General features: G+C 58.5%; 15 protein-coding genes. 6 read left to right on the forward strand and 9 right to left on the reverse strand.

Features of this window, described 5'->3' with window-relative positions:
• Positions 1–2: 2 nt before the first annotated feature.
• The gene (gltX, locus tag VOI35_RS05600; RefSeq protein WP_407275087.1) at positions 3–1,403 is read right to left on the reverse strand and encodes a glutamate--tRNA ligase; all 1,401 of its coding nucleotides are present in this window, start codon (positions 1,401–1,403) and stop codon (positions 3–5) included.
• Positions 1,404–1,537: 134 nt separating this feature from the next.
• Between gltX and VOI35_RS05605 the strand changes: the two genes are divergently transcribed.
• Positions 1,538–2,416 carry a hypothetical protein gene (locus VOI35_RS05605; RefSeq protein WP_407275088.1) on the forward strand — a complete coding sequence of 293 codons (879 nt, stop codon included), beginning with the start codon at positions 1,538–1,540 and terminating at the stop codon, positions 2,414–2,416.
• Here VOI35_RS05605 and VOI35_RS05610 read toward each other — a convergent pair.
• The 5 genes from VOI35_RS05610 to rsmI all read right to left on the reverse strand — a co-directional run bounded on the left by VOI35_RS05610 (position 2,410) and on the right by rsmI (position 9,787).
• Positions 2,410–5,181, reverse strand: coding sequence for an EAL domain-containing protein (locus tag VOI35_RS05610; protein ID WP_407275089.1), 2,772 nt, complete (start codon positions 5,179–5,181; stop codon positions 2,410–2,412). The genes VOI35_RS05605 and VOI35_RS05610 overlap by 7 nt on opposite strands.
• A gap of 53 nt (positions 5,182–5,234) precedes the next feature.
• Positions 5,235–6,461: an argininosuccinate synthase gene (locus VOI35_RS05615; protein WP_407275090.1), complete on the reverse strand. Its 1,227-nt coding sequence runs from the start codon at positions 6,459–6,461 to the stop codon at positions 5,235–5,237.
• Positions 6,462–6,611: 150 nt separating this feature from the next.
• Positions 6,612–7,733, reverse strand: coding sequence for an outer membrane protein assembly factor BamC (gene bamC, locus VOI35_RS05620; protein ID WP_407275091.1), 1,122 nt, complete (start codon positions 7,731–7,733; stop codon positions 6,612–6,614).
• Positions 7,734–7,813: 80 nt separating this feature from the next.
• The gene (gene dapA, locus VOI35_RS05625) at positions 7,814–8,692 is read right to left on the reverse strand and encodes a 4-hydroxy-tetrahydrodipicolinate synthase (protein WP_407276804.1); all 879 of its coding nucleotides are present in this window, start codon (positions 8,690–8,692) and stop codon (positions 7,814–7,816) included.
• Between the two features lie 132 nt (positions 8,693–8,824).
• On the reverse strand, positions 8,825–9,787 hold the full coding sequence (gene rsmI, locus VOI35_RS05630) for a 16S rRNA (cytidine(1402)-2'-O)-methyltransferase (protein WP_407275092.1): 963 nt from the start codon (positions 9,785–9,787) through the stop codon (positions 8,825–8,827).
• A 126-nt stretch (positions 9,788–9,913) separates the two neighbouring features.
• On the opposite strand from rsmI, the gene VOI35_RS05635 reads away from it, so the two are divergent.
• From VOI35_RS05635 to VOI35_RS05655, 5 genes are all read left to right on the forward strand, one after another.
• Entirely contained in the window at positions 9,914–11,974 is a 2,061-nt protein-coding gene (locus tag VOI35_RS05635; protein ID WP_407275093.1) for a penicillin-binding protein activator, read from the forward strand.
• Positions 11,971–12,363: a YraN family protein gene (locus VOI35_RS05640; protein WP_407275094.1), complete on the forward strand. Its 393-nt coding sequence runs from the start codon at positions 11,971–11,973 to the stop codon at positions 12,361–12,363. The genes VOI35_RS05635 and VOI35_RS05640 overlap by 4 nt, the downstream gene beginning before the upstream one ends.
• Before the next feature lie 18 nt (positions 12,364–12,381).
• A complete protein-coding gene (locus VOI35_RS05645; protein ID WP_407275095.1) occupies positions 12,382–12,939 on the forward strand; it encodes an SIS domain-containing protein in 558 nt (185 codons plus the stop codon).
• Positions 12,936–14,354, forward strand: a complete 1,419-nt coding sequence (locus VOI35_RS05650) for an FAD-binding oxidoreductase (protein ID WP_407275096.1) — start codon at positions 12,936–12,938, stop codon at positions 14,352–14,354. The genes VOI35_RS05645 and VOI35_RS05650 overlap by 4 nt, the downstream gene beginning before the upstream one ends.
• A 112-nt stretch (positions 14,355–14,466) precedes the next feature.
• Positions 14,467–15,282: an inner membrane protein YpjD gene (locus VOI35_RS05655; protein WP_407275097.1), complete on the forward strand. Its 816-nt coding sequence runs from the start codon at positions 14,467–14,469 to the stop codon at positions 15,280–15,282.
• A 281-nt stretch (positions 15,283–15,563) separates the two neighbouring features.
• On the opposite strand, the gene VOI35_RS05660 is transcribed toward VOI35_RS05655, so the two are convergent.
• Genes VOI35_RS05660 through petA form a run of 3 tightly spaced genes read right to left on the reverse strand, consistent with a single transcriptional unit; the run spans position 15,564 to position 18,129 of the window.
• Complete coding sequence (locus VOI35_RS05660) at positions 15,564–16,328, reverse strand: cytochrome c1 (RefSeq protein WP_407275098.1); 765 nt, start codon at positions 16,326–16,328, stop codon at positions 15,564–15,566.
• Positions 16,325–17,536 carry a cytochrome bc complex cytochrome b subunit gene (locus VOI35_RS05665; protein WP_407275099.1) on the reverse strand — a complete coding sequence of 404 codons (1,212 nt, stop codon included), beginning with the start codon at positions 17,534–17,536 and terminating at the stop codon, positions 16,325–16,327. Before VOI35_RS05665 ends, VOI35_RS05660 begins: the two co-directional genes overlap by 4 nt.
• Positions 17,533–18,129: a ubiquinol-cytochrome c reductase iron-sulfur subunit gene (petA, locus tag VOI35_RS05670; RefSeq protein ID WP_407275100.1), complete on the reverse strand. Its 597-nt coding sequence runs from the start codon at positions 18,127–18,129 to the stop codon at positions 17,533–17,535. Before petA ends, VOI35_RS05665 begins: the two co-directional genes overlap by 4 nt.
• Positions 18,130–18,170 lie beyond the last annotated feature (41 nt).

Raw genomic sequence — 18,170 nt, forward strand, 5'->3', positions numbered from 1 at the left:
CGTTATTTCGCCAGCTGCGCCCGCAAAGCGGCCAAACGATGCGCAACTTCGGCGGGGGAAAATAACGCCAAAGTCACCCCCAGACTGGGGGAGCTGGTATGCCCGAGCAATGCCAGGCGCAGCAGCGGCCCCACTTTGCCCAATTTAACGCCCAAGGTTTCCGCCACCTGCTTGACCGCCTGATCAAGGGCTTCTGTTGATGCCCAGAGGTTTTGATCCCCCAGCGCCGCACGCAAGGCATCCAAAATGCTCGGCGCGGATTCGTCGAGTTTGGCGAGAGCCTGCGGATCGTAGCCTGAAAGGGACGCATAGAATGGGCGCGCCGCTTCGGTCATCTCCACCAAAGTATGTACGCGGTCGGCATAGGCTCGGATCACCGCCTCCGGCGCAGGGCCTGATTCCGCCGACAGACCGGCGCGTGCCAAATGCCAAGAGAATTCGACTGAGGTTTTCGCAGGATCCTGCGTTTTCAGATATTGCTGATTCAGCCAGCGCAGCTTGTCCGGGTTGATGCTCGCGGCCGAATGATTGATGCCCGCGATATCAAACAAGGCAATCATCTCGGCGCGGGTGAATACCTCCTGATCACCGTGCGACCATCCCAGCCGCACCAGATAATTCAGCAGCGCTTCGGGCAAATACCCCTCTTCACGGTACTGCATCACACTCACTGCGCCATGCCGTTTGGAGAGCTTGGCACCATCGGGGCCGTGAATCATCGGCAGATGCGCAAATTGCGGCGGAGTCGCGCCCAGAGCGTGATACAGGTTGATTTGCCGGGGGGTGTTATTGAGATGATCATCGCCGCGGATGACATGGGTAATCCGCATGTCGATATCGTCCACCACCACCGTCAAATTGTAGGTGGGCGTGCCATCGGAGCGGGCAATGATCAAATCATCCAACTCGCTGTTGGCAAACACCACGCGCCCGCGCACCCCGTCCTCGACCACCACCTCGCCATCCAGCGGATTCTTGAAACGCACCACCGGCGACACACCCGCGGGCGGAGTACCGGTAAAATCCCGATAACGCCGGTCATACCGCGGTTTTTCGCCCCGGGCTTCCTGCGCGGCACGCAAGGCTTCCAACTCCTCCTTGCTGGCATAACAATGATACGCATGCCCCGTAGCCAGCAAGGTCTCGATCACCGCCCGATAGCGATCCATCCGCTCCGTTTGATAGAAGGGGCCTTCGTCATAGTCCAGATTCAACCACTGCATGCCATCGAGAATTGCCTGCACCGATTCCGGCGTCGAACGCGCCTGATCGGTATCCTCCACCCGCAACACAAACTCGCCGCCGTGCCGTCGGGCGAACAAATAACTGAACAAGGCGGTGCGCGCCCCCCCGATATGCAAATAGCCGGTCGGGGATGGCGCAAAGCGGGTGCGAATTGACATGAATACCTCAAACAACGACGGATCAGGATCCCTCACGGGTGTTGAACCTCGATTCAACGGCCTGCGAAAGATTTCAAACGCCCGATCATAGCGTAAAGTACGACAGACTGAACCCGCCCCCGGCAGGAGACCCCATGCGCCCGACCCGCCTGTTCACCGCCCTCGCCTTCCTGATCCCGTTCTCCGGCGCGCTCTGGGCCGCAACGCCAGAAGACAGCCAATCGCCCGGCCTCTGCGCCAACGCCCGCTTCAGCAAATCCTTGGTTCTTGCCCGAGTCGTGCTGCCCGCGCCACCGCCAGACATCCTGCACCTAGGCGCCGCCCTCGCGGAACGGATTGCCACACACTTGCGCTCAGCGGGAGATTTTCAGGTTCGCCTGACCGAGCCGACCGTCAGCACCCATCTGGAGCCGGCCGTTGATGCCTTCGCTCGCTGGGGCATTCCCTATTTTGTCCGTCTTTCCGGCAAGGATTTTGGCGTGAGTGGCCAAACCAGTGTCTTTTCGATGATTGGCCCCTCCATCAATCCCCGTGGCGGCACGCTCCACCTCGTGGTCAGTGCCGGCATGACGGCAGAACCCGTACTCAACACCACGCTGCACGCCAACCCAGTCGCCGGCGCCTTGTTCAACCCACCCATCGATGCCCTAGGCACAGGGTTCTGGCAAACCCCATATGGCCAATCCCTCGACGCACTCAGCCAGCAGGCGGCCTCGGCCATTGCCGACCAATTACGCTGCACGCCCTTGATTGGTACCGTTCTGGCCGTGGACGGCAGCACCGTCACGATCAACCGCGGCAGTGCCGACGGCCTGCGTTTCAGCGATGCGGCGATGATTCTCGCCCGCAGCGACCCACTCAATGGTTTGGGGCAGCCGATCTTGCCGGAGCGATTCACCTTCCACCGCAGCGCGGAAGCCCGCATTCGTCAGCTCGACCCGCATACCGCAAAAGTGCAGATTCAGGGCGATGGAACCGTACAGGTGGGCGATATCGTGTGGGTCGGTCAATGAGGCCGAAGAAGATCGGTTACAGACTCTTGCGCGATTGCTTTTGACGAAGGCACTTGTGGCAGGGCATCCGTCAATGGACTCGGGGCATGGGTGTAATACCCCTGAATGAAGTCCACCCGCAGTGCTTCCAGTTTGCTCACCAGACTCGGCGTTTCCACCCATTCCCCCACGGTTTTCGCGCCCATTTCATGCGCGACTTCCACAATCGCACGCACAATAACCGCTGCCACCGGATCCGTTTCCACATCGCGCACCAGCTTGCCGTCGATCTTGACGAAATCCGGCCGCAAACGCCGCATAAATTCGAACGACAACAACCCGGCACCAAAGTCATCCAGCGCCACCTGACACCCGAGACTGCGCAACAACCCCATGAGCGACAAGGCCTGCTCGACATGCGTGATTGCCGAAGTTTCCGTAATTTCGAAACATAATTTCCGAGGATCGAAATCATATTCGCGCAGGAGCTTGCGGATGAAGGGATAGACCTCCGGATCCTGCACTGTCGCGCCCGACAGATTGATCGCCAGCATCGGCGCCGCCGTGCCCCAGAGCGCCAACCGGCGGAAAGTGTGGGTCAATACCCAGCGATCGATTTCCGACATGAATCGGTAGCGCTCTGCTGCTTCGATGAATTGTCCCGGAGACTGCGGTCGGCCATCTCCTCCCTTCAACCGCAGCAATACCTCAAAATGTCGGGGCGATAACGAATCCTCGGTCAAGGGCAAGGCCACGATCGCCTGCACCGCCTGCAACAATCCCTCTTCGTCCAATGAACGTTTGAGCTGCTGCAAAGTCGCCAGTTGATGCCGCTGGGCGGCAATTTCCTGATCATCTCGGGAATACCACACCAGACGATTGCCGCCATCATGACGCGCGCGGCGACAGGCCGCCTCGGCGTCGTGCAGCAGATCGGCACCCAGCCGATAATCGACCACACAGACGCCGATGCTGGCCGTCACCCGCAAGTTATGCCCCGCCACCTCAAACCGCGCCGCACGCAGCTGCTCCAGCAACTCCTGCGGCCATTGACGGGCGTTGACACTGCGTGCATCGGGCAGCCATATCCCAAACTCATCAACCCCCAACCGCGCCACTAAGCCAGATTGGGGTGTCCAAAGGGCAAGCTGATTCGCCAAACGAACCAGCAATTCATCGCCCGCCGCGCGGGAAGCCGTTTCATTAATCAGACGGAAGTCATCCAAATCCAGCCAGAGCAGCAGCCCTTCACAACGCCGTTCGCTGAGTGAATGACACTGGCTATCGAGGAACTCGGCGAAGGCTTCATGATTCAGCAAGCCCGTCAAACGGTCATGGCGTGCGCGATGCGCCAATAAAAACTGCGTTTGCCGGAAATCGGTACGGTCACTCAACACCAGGATGATTCGGGTATCCGGCGCGCCCAACGCGCCCACCCGACGCAGATTCAGATCAATGTCCCGAATCTGATGCCCCGCGTGCAGTTGGACTTCATAGGTGTCCTCGGTATGACTTTCCAGCAGGGCGAGTGCCTGACGCAAATCCATCCCGGGCAACGATGTCGGCCAGCGCAAATCGAACAACAGGGTGAAATGCCGACCATGCAAGACCTCCGCCCGATCAACGGGATGGCGCAGCAAAGCCAGCGTCGGCGTGTTGACAAACAGTACCCGCCCGGAGGTTGAAAGTACTACCACCGCATCGTGCAGCGCGTTGAGGGTCGTGCGCAACTGGGTTTCCTGCTGCAACAATTGCCGCTGAACTCGCCGCCCTTGTCGATAGAACAGAAAAATCACCAAGCCAACCGGCAATAAAAGCCAGAGACCATAGACTCTTAAAACCGCCGTGAGCGAGAGGGATTTTGGCAACCATTTGGCGCGAATCTCTTGCACACCCGCATAGTCCAGGGGCAACGACCAGGAGGCAACGCCGGCGGCTTCTGCCGCCGGGGAATCCGCCGACATCCCCAAAAGCTGCCGCCCCACCTTGCGGGCTAACGCGCGGTTCGCACGCGTCGTGGCGGAAAATGGCCATTCCGGCACGAGTTCGGTGGAGACTGCATAGGGAAAGTCGTTGTACTGTTTGCGCCCAATCACCCGCAATTGATCTGCGGCCAGTGTCCCATCAGCGACCAGGTGTTCGATGAATCCCGCCCGCACAATGCCCGCATCGGCGCGCCCATCTAGCACCGCCTGCACGACCCGCATCATGGGCAGCCCGGTAAACACGGGCTGAATTTCCGTCTTCGGCGCAATACCCGCACGGCTTAAGGCTTCGATGCCCAGCAGCCAAGCCCCCAGCGCATCGGGCGATGCCCCCGCCACCAGTTTGCCGCGCAAATCCGCCAGATGGTTCAAATCCTGCCGATCTGCCCGCACAATCACCGCCGAACCGAATCGATCCAGCTTTTGCCCCCCCTGAGCCACATCCATCGTCGCAAGCGGCCAAATCCCGGCCTCATCCGCCAATTCGACAAACTGCAGTGGCTGAGTGAGCACAAAATCCAATCGGTCTTCTTTAACCGCCGCCGCCAGTTCATTCAGAAACAGCGGCTCGATCACAAAACGGTATCCCGGATTGTCCTGGGTCAGAAACTCCGCCGTGGGCTGCCAGCGCGCTAGGGTTTGCGGCTTGCCGAGATACGCCAGGACGCCGATCGTCACACGGGTCGGGTCGGGCACTGCCGCGCGGGCATCGACACCCGACAGCACCACCGCGCATAAGCACAGCGACAGTACCCAACGCCAAAAATCAACCCAGGCTCGGGCGTTTCGACCATGCGACATCTGCGAATCCCTTATTTCGACACCCGCGCCCCATCCCGGGGCGAGCCCCATGCTCAGAGGGTGCGACCGGCTTTCGCGGCAATACGCAAACGCAGGGCGTTGAGCTTGATGAAGCCCGCCGCATCGCGTTGGTCATACGCCCCGGCGTCTTCCTCGAATGTCGCAATCGTCGGATCGAACAGCGAGTCATCCGAGCGACGCCCCAGAATTTGTACGGTGCCTTTGTACAGGCGCACACGAACTTCACCGTTGACATAAGCCTGCGATGCGTCAATCGCGGCCTGCAGCATTTTCCGCTCCGGCGACCACCAGTAACCGTTGTAAATCATCTCGGCATACCGGGGCATCAGATCATCTTTCAGATGCGCGACCCCTCGATCGAGCGTCAACGATTCCAGCGCTCGATGGGCTTTGAGCACGATGGTGCCGCCCGGTGTTTCATAACAGCCCCGCGATTTCATGCCGACATAGCGGTTTTCAACGAGATCGAGACGACCCACGCCATGCGCCCCACCGAGGGCGTTCAATTTTGCCCAGAGCGTCGCGGGCGACAGCACTTCTCCGTCGATCGCCACCGGATCACCTTGGACGAAGCGCAAGACGAACTCCACCCCATCGTCGGGCGCTGCCTCGGGCGCCACGGACCAACGCCACATGGCCTCTTCCGGTGTCCACCAGGGATCTTCGAGATTGCCGCCCTCGTAGGAAATATGCAGCAGATTGGCATCCATCGAATACGGGGATTTCTTTCCGGCCGCCGCAAAATCCACTGGAATATCATGCTGTTTGGCATAGGCCATCAATTTTTCGCGCGAGGTGAGATCCCATTCGCGCCAGGGCGCAATCACTTTGATGCCCGGTTTCAACGCATAGGCACCTAATTCAAAACGAACCTGATCGTTCCCCTTCCCGGTCGCGCCATGCGAAATCGCATCTGCTCCGGTGGCATTGGCGATTTCGACCAAGCGCTTGGCAATCAATGGCCGGGCAATGGAGGTGCCCAGCAGGTACTCGCCTTCATAAATCGCATTGGCGCGGAACATGGGGAACACAAAATCTTTGATGAACTCTTCGCGCAGATCCTCGATATAAATCTGGCTAACACCCATTTTCTGGGCTTTGAACCGCGCGGGCTCCAATTCATCCCCCTGCCCGAGATCCGCCGTAAAGGTCACCACCTCGCAGTCATACACATCCTGCAACCATTTGAGAATGACTGAGGTATCCAGCCCGCCGGAATAGGCGAGAACGACTTTTTTGATGCCAGATTGCTTGCTCATAACGCTTTTGTCTTGAAGAAAAACCGGCGCAGTATATCGCAAGCATCGCGCGCCCGTCTGGCTGCCCTGCGAGGGTCAGCCGTCAATAAAAAAACCCCCGCACATCGGCGGGGGTTGCCATTTACCAGCACAAAACCCAGCGGTAGAAAATTATTCGAGCTGGCTGTTAATCTGGCTCAGCACCGCAAACCGGGGATCCGGCAATTCGCCGCCCGTGACCGTCAATTTCTCAACATCAATGCGCACGGTGCCATCCGGCTGGGGCTTAGCACGGAGTTCCAACTGGATCTTGGCATGGGCGCCCACGGTTTTTCCACGCAGATTCATGCCTTGATACAAGGACTGCGGATGATTATGCGTCACGGTAATCCGGCCATCCTTGATATTACTCGTCACCGGGTCGAATCCCAGACGATCCAAGGCCAGGCCCAAACGATTCCAGACCTGCGGATAAGGCTGGCTCACAATGAGATAGCGCTGGTCTTTGTCCTCGTTGAACAGGATTTTGGAACGGGGCGCGAAATTCTGCGCCATCAGGGCACGGGACTCCGCCTCGGTTTTGCCAGAAAGATACGAGGTCAACCGCGCCATCATATTGGCAGAAAGCGTGTTATCCGGTTTGGCATTGGCGTATTTGAACGAAGATTCTTCATCGCCAGGGAAATAAGGTTTTTCCCCCGTCAAATCCATTTTTTGCGCGGTCACGAACACCAGGGTCTGGTTGCCCGAATCACCCTTCTCGATGCGCAGCCGCAGTTTTTCGATGTGATCCGGCTTGAAGAAGGTGTCTTTGGCGATCTTGAGAAAACTCATCAGATCAAACCCCGTGTTAGCCGCCGACTGAACCCCCGTCCAGTCGGTTTCCATATAACCTGCCGCCGGATCGATTTTTTTGATCACATAGCCTTCATCCTGCAGGAAATCCTGCAGTTTTGGCCAAACGGCATCGGGCGCGGCAGCCACGGCGAGATAACGGGAATCCGCCCCGCCCATCACCTGCACCCCGTTACTCCCAACCAGCACCCCGCTGCGATTGGCGCGGTTCTCAGCCGCCAATGCCTTGGCTGAGGCAATTTCCGGCAAAGCCAGCTCGGCGCTCGGACTGGGCGGGGTGAACGCGGGCGGAACATCTAGGGTTGCCGCCCGCGGTGCAGGCTTGTCACTGCCAAAAAAGGGAATGGACGAGCAACCGGAGAGCGCACCCGTGCTCAGGGCAAGCCCCACCAGCAGGCTCAGTTTGAAACGCGAAAAAGAAGCGGCAGAGGAACTCATGAGGCGTAGTTTCCGGATGGATTGAAGTGGCAGGAGATTAACGAATATTGTGGGGGCAAACCAGCATTCCAGCGCGGAGATTAAACCGTCAGAACACCGGCATCGATCATCGCCGCACGCACCTGGGGGATAAACGCCGGTTCCAGCGGCAGCAATGGCAGTCGGATACCCGCTGGTGACAGCCCCAGTTCGGCCACCGCCCACTTGGCAGGAATCGGGTTCGGCTGGCAAAACAGCTCCCGATGCAAACCCATCAGGCGGGCATCCAGTGCCTGCGCCGCCTCGGCATCCCCGCGCAAGGCGGCTGCGGTCATCTCGTGCATCAGCGCCGGGGCAACATTCGCGGTGACCGAAATCGTACCCGCGGCGCCGGACAGAATCGCGGCACAACTCAAGTTGTCATCACCACTGTACACGGCGAAGCCGCTGGGCGCGCCATCGATCAAAGCCCGCATCCGTTCTAGGGAGCCACTGGCTTCTTTGGTGCCGACGATGCGCGGATGCGCTGCCAGTGCCAGCGTCGTAGCCACCTGCATATCCACCCCGGTTCGCCCCGGGACATTGTATAAAATCATCGGCAGGTCAACAGCTTCCGCAATCGCCGTGAAGTGCGCGATCAACCCGGCCTGTGTGGGTCGGTTGTAGTAGGGGGTTACCGAGAGATGCGCATCAGCGCCAGCTTCAGCGGCGGCCGTTGCCAGCGCAATCGCTTCTCGGGTGTTATTCGCACCAGTTCCGGCGATGACCGGAATCCGCCCCGCCACGGCACGCACGGTGGCATCGATCACGGCAATATGCTCATCGACATCCAGCGTAGCGGATTCACCGGTGGTACCAACCGCGACGATGGCATCGGTGCCAGAAGCCAAGTGGAAATCAATCAGCTTCAGCAGCGCCGGGAAATCCACCGCGCCATCTGCCTGCATCGGCGTAATCAACGCCACCATACTGCCCGTCATCTGTGGAATAGCCATGAGGCTGAACAACTCCGTACCAAAATCGCGTAATCGGTGCATTGTAAAGGTATCCGACGCTTTTCGCCGGATTAAACCCGGCATACTACCGAGCGCCCAGCCGTTCTGACAAGGCGCTCAGTCTTGAGCCAGCGGTGATGGGATTGCTTTGCCGGTCACCGCCTGGGCGCGGGCATAGGCTTCGTTCCGCCTAAAGCCCGCCACCTCGACCAAGACCCGCGCCATACTGCGTGCCGACACCCCTTCTTCGTGCAGAACAGTCAACAACCGATCAACCGCGACAGCTTCCCGCGCAGGTTCGCTGGACGATTCGGCGGCAACCAGCACCACAAACTCGCCGCGTGCCGGAATTCGCCCCGACTCGATCGCGGCACAGGCATCCGCCAGCGTGGTATGCACGATCGATTCGAATCGCTTCGTCAGTTCCCGCCCAATGACAACCGGCCGCTCGGCGCCCAGGATGGCGCAGGCATCCTGCAGCATCTCGCCAATGCGATGCGGTGCCTCATAAAATGCCAAGGTGGCCGCCACGGATTGCAAGGTCTGTAAACGAACGCGCCGCGCCGCCACCTTGGAGGGAAGGAATCCTTCAAACCAGAAGGGTTGATCGCCAAAACCCGAGGCAGACAAGGCCGAAATCACCGCTGAAGCCCCCGGCACGGGGCTGACGACCAACCCGGCCGCCGCCACGGCACGCACCAATCGGCTACCCGGATCACTGATCCCCGGCGTGCCCGCATCGCTGATCACCGCAATGGCCTTGCCCGCCTGTAACGCAGCAATGATGTGTTGCGCCTGCGCCGCTTCGTTGTGCTGATGCACCGCCCACAGGGGTGTGTGAATGCCAAAATGCGTGAGCAAAGGGCGGGCATGTCGGGTGTCCTCGCAGGCGATGGCATCCACACCGGACAACACGGCTTGCGCCCGCTGGGAAAAGTCCGCCCGATTACCAATCGGGGTCGCCACGAGATACAGCACCCCAGGGCTCACCCAGCGCGTCGTCATCGGCGCATGGTCTATCGCCTCATCATATTCATCCATCGGCAAAAAATCGCCCTCGGTCGGTTGCGGATCGTTCATGGAGGTTTCTTGCGCCGTGAAAAAATTTTTATCATGATACGGTGCAATTGATTGAAGCGACCAATCAATTCCGTTCAGAATTTTGATCGCTCCATCCTCATGATTCTTTACAGCAAAGGTGACCCGGTGTTCGTTTTGACCTTGAAGCGCTTTCAGCCCAAAGTCGGCCTGCCGATCCCGTCCCTGTTGCCTGGCCTGTTGCTGGCGGCTCTGTTGTTGACACTCGCCGGGTGCGCGCAGAATCCGTATCCCACCAGCGGCACCGCCAGCAAGGCACAAACCGAACTGAACCAGGCCATTGCGAGCCGCGAGCCCGAGCGCATCGCCCAGGCAGAGATGGCATTGGCCAACCAATCCAGCGGCCTGAGCCGTGCCGAAGGTCAAATGCGGGCGCTGGAAACTGCGATCGACGCCGAGCAATTCAGCCTGGCCAATCGTCTGTTCAGTCAAGCTAATACCCAGTCACAATGGGCCACCGTTTCACCGCGCCGCGCGGCTTTACTGGAAGGATTCGCACGCTGGCAGCAGGGTGATCTGGCCGCCGGAAAACGGCTGGTGCAAAATTTGCCACTGCCGCTCGCCCCGGACGAAGCCGCCCGACGCCTGTTGCTGCTGGCCAATATGGATGAAGCCGCGCAACAGCCGATCGATGCCGCCCGTCAGCGCTCGGCACTCAACGAGTATCTAACCGGTCAGGCCGCCGATCAAAACCGAGCCAAGCTGTGGAATTTATTGACAGCCGCGCCAATTGACAGCCTGATTCAAGCCAGCCAATCCGCAAGCAACCCGACCTTCGAAGGCTGGTTGAATCTCACCATCATTTTTCGCAGCCGCCCCGGTGAACTGGCGAGCTGGATCAAGAACCATCCCGATCATCCCGCCGTCACCTCGGGCTTTACTGGCCTGCTTACCAGCCAGGTGAGTAGCGTGGCTGAACTCAAACCCAGTACGAACAGTGAGGGCGCGATCGTCGTCCTGCTTCCGCTGTCGGGGGATTATCAACCCGTCAGCACCGCCATCACCGATGGATTGAATTTTGCGCATGACCGTCTGGGGCTGGCCGCCAATCAAACGCTGCAAGTCGTCGACAGCGGCAACACGCTCGCCTCATTCAACTCTGCATTGAGCACGGCGCTCGCCAGCCACCCGGCATTGATTATCGGCCCCTTGCTCAAAGAACAGTTTGCCGCGCTGAATAACCTGCCCGCCGATGCGCCGCCCATCATCGCGCTCAATACCCCGCCCGATGGCACCGCACTGCCGCACGGAGTCATCAGTGATTCGCTCTCACCGGATGCCGATGCCCGAGCCACAGCGGATCAGATGATTCGGGATCAAAAAATGACCGCACTGGCTCTATGTCCGGATAACGGCCTCGGTCACCGGATTTGCTCGGCCTTCCGACAGGAATACAGCCTGCTGGGCGGGAAACTGATCGATGTCGCGTATTTTGCGCCGTCCACCACGGATTTCTCTGGGCAGATCCGGCAATTGCTCGGGGTCTATTCGACCAGCAAACAAAGCTTTCAACCCAAAATCAGTACAGATGCCCAGGGCATTTTTCTCGGGGCGACCGGCCAGCAGGTTCGTATGATCGTGCCGCAACTGGATTATTTCGGTGCCGATCAACTGCCGCGATATGGGATTGGCATGATCTACAGCGGCACGCCCAACCCGATGAGCGATCAAGATAAAAGCGGCCTGGTCATTCCGGTCGAGCCGCTGCTGCTGGCGGGCAATTCAGGGCCGGATGATCCGATGCGCGCCACCTATGAACGGGCGAGCCTCTCGCCGCTGCCACGGTTGTTTGCCTTTGGTGCCGATGCGCTCCTCATCGCCGCTAACCTGAACCCGCTACTCAATGGCCAGAGCCTCACCGGGTTGACCGGCACCCTCAGCCTAGCGCCCACCGGCAACATCGAACGCAAGCCGGCCTGGGGGCAATTCCGTCAAGGTCTGCTGCAACCCTTCGTCGGCACGGACAGCTCGAATTTGCCCAGCACCGTCCTCGATACCAGTTCGCCCCCAGCGCTCGATCAAATCCAGCCGGGTGATGCAGCCACACCGGCGGAATCAGACGCTCCTTCCGTCCCAACGCCGACGCCAACGGCTGCCCCGGCACCCATCACCCCGCAGCCCCCACCCGATGGCGCTGCTCAAACCGCCCCCGCCCCGCCATCGCCGTGAATCCAGCATCCGAACCAAGTCTAGCGGTTGGCCATGCCGCCGAGCGCGAGGCGGAAGCGTTCCTGCGAACAAAAGGCTTGAAGCCGCTCGGACGCAATCTGCGTGCTGGTCGGGGGGAAATCGATCTGCTGATGCAGGCTGGCAAGACCTTGGTATTTGTCGAGGTTCGTGCCAGAAAATCCGGCGCGGCCGTCGCCGCCTGCGAGACGATCACGGCCAAAAAACGGCAGCGCGTGGTACAGACGGCCAACCAATGGTTGCAGCAGCATCCGGAATGGCAGCAGTATCCTTGCCGCTTCGATGTTGTGGCCATCACCCTAAACCCTGCCGACGGCCAACAGAACACCGTACACTGGCTGCCCGATGCGTTTGATGGCAGCGCAACCTGATTCAGGAACCCCAACCTCATGATTCCGCTCGTTCAACAGCGCCTTCGTCGCACGCTCGATACGCTCGAGCGCGTGATCACACCGCAGGCCGATGCCATTCTGCAGGCGGCCAATACCATGCTGCACGCCATCATGAACGGCCAAAAAATTCTGGCCTGCGGCGCACGGGAGCGTTCGCAACTGGCCGCGCACTTCGCCCGATTGATGGTCGGGCAATTTGAGCATCACCGCCCGGGGCTCCCCGTCATTTCGCTCCAGGAATTCCCCGGCGGTCACGAACCCTATGCGAAAGCCATTCGGGCACTCGGTGGCGCCGATGACATTCTGTTCGTGATTGCCCGACGCGATGCAGATGGCATGCAGCCCGCCATCGCCGCTGCACATGAGCGGGGCATGGTGGTGATTCTGCTCACCGGCAGCAATCACGCCGAGCAATTAACGCCGATCATTCATCCGCAAGATCCGTTGATCTGTCTGGCACTCGAAAATGAGCATTGGGTGCATGAAGCCGAGCTGATCATCATCCACACGCTCTGCGATCTGATCGACCGCCAATTGCTGGGATTAACCGAATGACACCCAGCCCGACCGCGCTCGACGCCCTCTGGCAAACGATCGCGCAGCAACTTCCGCCCGAACGCCGGAGCCGAACGTTGGCCACCCGCTGGGCATACGGCATGGATAACAGCCGCCTGCACCATGCGGCGGATATCGTGGCATTTCCGCAATCCCATGAGGAAGTCGAATATCTGGTGCGTGCCGCGCGGGATCACAAAGTCCCGGTCACGGCGCGCGGGCGCGGCACCGGAACGGCAGGCGGCAGCGTGCCCCTGTTCGGCGGCCTCGTGATTGCACTCGATCACATGAATCAAATCCTCGAATTCCGCCCCGAAGACCGGTTGATTCGCGTCCAGGCCGGCCTGTTGAATGGCGATCTGCAAGCCGCCATTCGCCCCGCCGGTTTTTTTTGGCCACCCGACCCGACCAGTCAGGCAATCTGCACCATCGGCGGCAATGCCGGCTGTAATGCTGGCGGCCCGCATGCGGTGAAATATGGCACCACGCGGGATCATATTCTTGGGCTCAAAGCAGTTATGGGAACCGGTGAGACGCTCCGCACCGGCACACAAACCACAAAAGGAGTGGTCGGTTACGATCTCACGCGCCTGATGATCGGCAGCGAAGGCACGCTCGGCATCATCACCGAACTCACGCTCAAACTCACCCCATGCCCGGAGGGAACCCGGCTGCTGCGTGCCTACTATCGCGATATGCACGCCGCCGCCGCCGCCGTTTCCCGTCTGATGCGCCTGCCCGTCACCCCTTCGGCCATCGAGTTCATCGACGGTGGGGCGCTGAGCTTGATGCGACAGCATCAAGAAAATGATCCGGCCTTACAGATTCCCCCAACTGCGGGCGCCTTGCTACTGATTGAGCTGGATGGCGCGGAAGTGGGGCTCGACGCTGAACTCCAGTCCGCGCAGGCCGCGGCTGAAGGTGACGACTCCAACTTCGCCCCCCTGGATATGCGCGCGGCCCGCCACGAGGCTGAAATCCGCGCGCTGTGGGCTGCACGCAAAGCCCTTTCACCCACCTTGCGCCATGTCGCGCCCAAAAAAATCAATGAAGATGTGGTCGTCCCCGTCTCCCGTATGCCAGCGCTGATTGCCCGGATCGATGAAATTGCCCATCGTCACCGCATCGCTATCGTCAATTTCGGCCATGCCGGCAATGGGAATATTCATGTCAACCTGCTGGTCAACCCCGATCAACCCGATGAGCTCGCTGCGGCAGAATCCGCCTTATCCGAAGTGTTCGAAACCGTACTCGCCCTCGATGGCACCCTGTCCGGTGAACACGGGATCGGCGCCGTCAAACGAGACTATGTCCGCGCCGAACTCGATCCGATAGCCTTGTCGATCATGCACGGAATCAAATCCGTATTCGATCCGGACGGCATCATGAACCCCAACAAAAAAATTCCAGACTAGATCACACAGACACCATGCCCACCCCACCTGTTCTGCCAATCAATCAAAATCACTTATGCTACAGGGCACCCACTGGCTTGCGCCGTCCCCGCTTCATAGATGTAATGACCTCATGTACAGCCTGACCCTCCTGACCATTCTCAGTTACCTCGCGGCGACCGTCCTGCTGTTCGTCGGCGTGCGTCAATCACCCATCCCGCCGCTGCGATGGCGGCTCCCGGCCTTGTCGCTCGCCACCCTCGCCATGCTCGGCAATGCCGCTCTGATTTATCAAAACGCTTATCTTGAACATCTCATGAGCTTAAACATGAGCGTATTCAATGCGTTATCGGCGATTTTCTGGATTTCTTCGCTGATCACCCTGATCAGTAGCTTCAAGAGCCCGGTCGAAAATATTTTGCTCGTCTTGCTACCGATGACTGCCGTTTCCGTGGCTCTGGCGCAATTTGCTCCGGATCACAGCATTGTGATGCACGCCCGCAACCCCGCACTGGATGTGCACATTCTGTTTTCACTGGTCGCCTACGCCTTGATTACATTAGGCGCGCTGCAAGGCGCCATGCTCTCCTGGCAACACCGAGCGCTGCATTCCCGCCATCCCGGTGGGTTGGTGCGGCTGCTGCCACCGATGGAATCCGTAGAACAACTCATGTTTCGCTTCATCGGCGTGGGATTTATCCTGCTCACGCTGGCGCTGGCAACCGGATTTTTGTTCCTCGACAATATCTTCGCCCAACACCTCGTCCACAAAACCGTGCTTTCCGTCGTGGCTTGGCTGATTTTCGCCGCGCTGCTGACGGGGCGTCATCTCGCCGGGTGGCGCGGGAAAACGGCAGTCCATTGGGTATTGTCTGGTTATGGTGCCCTGGTTCTGGCCTACTTCGGCAGCAAAATTGCGCTGGAATGGATTTTCAATATCAATAGCTAACCCGTTCTGACGCTAGGGCAACCCGAAACACCGTCACGAACGGATGGAGTGCAAGGAATCCCGCAGCGAATCCCCGGGACATATCAAGTAGATAGGCGAGGGATGAACGGGCTTACGCCAGCTCCGCGTTAGGAAATGACGCCGCAATCCGTTCGCGCAGTAGGTTTTTCGAGGTGCCCACTAAAAAGCACGCATAAGGAAGCCCGGCATGCCGGGCTTCGTACATCAGGGCGCGTATCCTCAAGCGCATCCCCGCCTATTGATCGCCTAAACGCGCCAGCTTAGGTGGCCTTGTTCCCTTTCGGGACATCCCGCCAATATTCTTTCTTGACGAAATACATCAACACGGTGAACAACAGCAGAAACGCCAAAACATACGGCCCATAGTGCATCCGTTGCATCCGGGCCGGTTCAGCCATATAAACCATGAAGGCCACCAGATCCCGCACCTGTTGCTCGAATTCCGCTGGCGGCATATTGCCGGGGATTGTGGGCGCTTTGAGGCCGGACAAGCGCTGTTCCGTTGTCCCATCCGGCAATTTCACGGTTGTGAAGATTGGCTCCTGCACGCCCTGCTCTGCCGCAAATACATTTGGCATGCCCACGCCCGGGAATACCGCATTATTCACGCCCCAACGCTTGGCTGGGTCGGCATAAAAGGAAGTAAGGTAGGTGTACAGCCAATCGGCACCCTTGACCCGAGCAATCAAGGTCAAATCCGGCGGAACCACGCCAAAAACCTGTTGCGCGTATTCTGCGGGCATAAAGCCATGCATGACATCTCCGGGCTTAGCGCCGGGCGGCAACAATTGGTCAAGTTGGGTTTTACTCAGGGACAGATCCTGCGCCAGCCGTTCATAGCGCAAATTATCGGCATTGTGACAAGTCTCGCACATCGCCTGGAATGTTTGCGCCCCGCGATACAGCGCGGCCTTATCCGACAAATCCAGCGAGATATGTTTCAAAGGAATGGCCGGATTGTCCGCCGCATGGGCACCCAATGAAGCCAACAAGCCAATCACCAGAAAAAACACAGACTTCATCATGTCAATCGCTCCGGTACCGGCTTGGTTTTTTCATATTTACTGACAAAAAACAAGGCAAAGAAATAGCCGAAATAAACCACGGAAAATATCCGCGCAAACAAGGTATTCCAGAAGGTCACCGGTTGCGTTCCAAGATACCCCAAACCAATGAACGCGATAACGAACGAAAACAGCAGCACTTTGAACGCCATCGAGCGGTAACGAATGGATTTCGTTACATTGCGATCCAGCCAGGGCAAGAAGAACAGAATCAGGATGGCCGAGCCCATGGCTAAAACACCAAGAAACTTATCCGGAATCGCGCGCAAAATCGCATAATGCGGCGCAAAATACCAAACAGGGGCAATATGCTCCGGCGTTTTCAGGGGATCGGCTGGAATAAAGTTCGGCGGCTCAAGAAACTTTCCGCCACCGTCCGGCCAAAAGAACACGACGAAAGCGAAAATGATTAAAAAGACACCCAAACCGAAAAAATCTTTGACCGTGTAATAGGGATGGAACGGAATACCGTCCACCGGCTTACCATGTTCATCCTTGTTCTCTTTGATTTCCACGCCATCCGGATTGTTCGAACCGACTTCATGCAGCGCCATGATGTGGCCGCCAATCAAAAACAGCAGCACCAAAGGCAGCGCGATCACATGCAGGGCGAAGAACCGGTTCAGGGTGACATCCGAAACCACATAATCTCCACGAATCCATAAAGCCAGATCCGGGCCGATGTAGGGAATCGAGCCAAACAGGGAAATGATGACCTGAGCGCCCCAGAAAGACATTTGCCCCCAAGGCAGCAAATAGCCCATAAAGGCTTCTGCCATCAGCACCAGGAGAATCAGCACCCCAAAAATCCAGATGAGTTCTCGTGGTTTTTTGTAGGAGCCATACATCATGCCGCGGAACATATGCAGATAGACGGCAATAAAAAAGAAGGACGCGCCTGTGGAGTGCATATAGCGAATTAGCCAGCCCCAGCTGACATCTCGCATAATATATTCCACGGAATTAAAGGCGTCTGCCGCGGAGGGTTTGTAATTCATCGCCAACCAGATACCGGTCACGATTTGAATCGCAAACACTGCCAATAAAATCGAACCGAAGTAGTACCAAAAATTAAAATTTTTCGGCACATAATATTTTGCGAGATGCGCATTCCAGAAATGCGACACCGGCAACCGGTCATCGACCCACTTAGAAATCTTTCGAATCATGCACGAATCTCCGCTACGCCCACGCGAATCAGCCCATCATTGACGAATGCATACTCTGGCACGACCAAATTCAACGGAGCCGGCACACCTTTGAACACACGACCCGCCAGATCGAATTTCGAACCGTGGCAAGGGCAGAAAAACCCACCTTTCCACTCGGGTCCCAAATCCTTGGGCGCGACTTCTGGACGATAGGTCGGCGCACACCCCAGGTGGGTGCAGACCCCGATCAGCACCAGAAATTCTTTTTTCCGCGCGCGGTAGAAATTATCGGCAAATGGAGGCTGCTGGCTTGCCACCTTGCTATTGGGATCGAGCAGTTCGCCATCCAACGAGGGCAGCATCTCGACCATTTTATCGGTACGGTGCACGACATAAATCGGCTGCCCGCGCCAGGCGACCGTGACCATCTGCCCCGGTGCCAGCTGAGAAACCGCCACATCGACCGGTGCGCCCGCTGCCTGCGCCTTGGCGCTCGGCTCAAACGAGGACAGAAACGGCACCGCCGCAAACCCGACCCCGACGGCGCCTACCGCCACCGCAGAGCCAGTTAGAAAGCGCCTGCGCGCTGGATTGACAGGAACTTCAGCCATGCAATCACTCACTCCCCATTATGTTCGTCTTATGGCCGTGG

The organism is Halothiobacillus sp. DCM-1 (assembly GCF_045689735.1).
In the GTDB taxonomy this organism is placed as follows: Bacteria; Pseudomonadota; Gammaproteobacteria; order Halothiobacillales; family Halothiobacillaceae; genus Halothiobacillus.

Bases quoted from the DNA above. Each gene is read 5' to 3' on its own strand.
- bamC (WP_407275091.1), bottom strand. From the start codon at position 7,733: ATGAGTTCCTCTGCCGCTTCTTTTTCGCGTTTCAAACTGAGCCTGCTG.
- VOI35_RS05610 (WP_407275089.1), bottom strand. From the start codon at position 5,181: ATGTCGCATGGTCGAAACGCCCGAGCCTGGGTTGATTTTTGGCGTTGG.
- VOI35_RS05615 (WP_407275090.1), bottom strand. From the start codon at position 6,461: ATGAGCAAGCAATCTGGCATCAAAAAAGTCGTTCTCGCCTATTCCGGC.
- VOI35_RS05665 (WP_407275099.1), bottom strand. From the start codon at position 17,536: ATGATTCGAAAGATTTCTAAGTGGGTCGATGACCGGTTGCCGGTGTCG.
- petA (WP_407275100.1), bottom strand. From the start codon at position 18,129: ATGGCTGAAGTTCCTGTCAATCCAGCGCGCAGGCGCTTTCTAACTGGC.
- rsmI (WP_407275092.1), bottom strand. From the start codon at position 9,787: ATGAACGATCCGCAACCGACCGAGGGCGATTTTTTGCCGATGGATGAA.
- dapA (WP_407276804.1), bottom strand. From the start codon at position 8,692: ATGACGGGCAGTATGGTGGCGTTGATTACGCCGATGCAGGCAGATGGC.
- VOI35_RS05645 (WP_407275095.1), top strand. From the start codon at position 12,382: ATGATTCCGCTCGTTCAACAGCGCCTTCGTCGCACGCTCGATACGCTC.
- VOI35_RS05605 (WP_407275088.1), top strand. From the start codon at position 1,538: ATGCGCCCGACCCGCCTGTTCACCGCCCTCGCCTTCCTGATCCCGTTC.
- VOI35_RS05660 (WP_407275098.1), bottom strand. From the start codon at position 16,328: ATGATGAAGTCTGTGTTTTTTCTGGTGATTGGCTTGTTGGCTTCATTG.
- VOI35_RS05655 (WP_407275097.1), top strand. From the start codon at position 14,467: ATGTACAGCCTGACCCTCCTGACCATTCTCAGTTACCTCGCGGCGACC.
- gltX (WP_407275087.1), bottom strand. From the start codon at position 1,403: ATGTCAATTCGCACCCGCTTTGCGCCATCCCCGACCGGCTATTTGCAT.
- VOI35_RS05650 (WP_407275096.1), top strand. From the start codon at position 12,936: ATGACACCCAGCCCGACCGCGCTCGACGCCCTCTGGCAAACGATCGCG.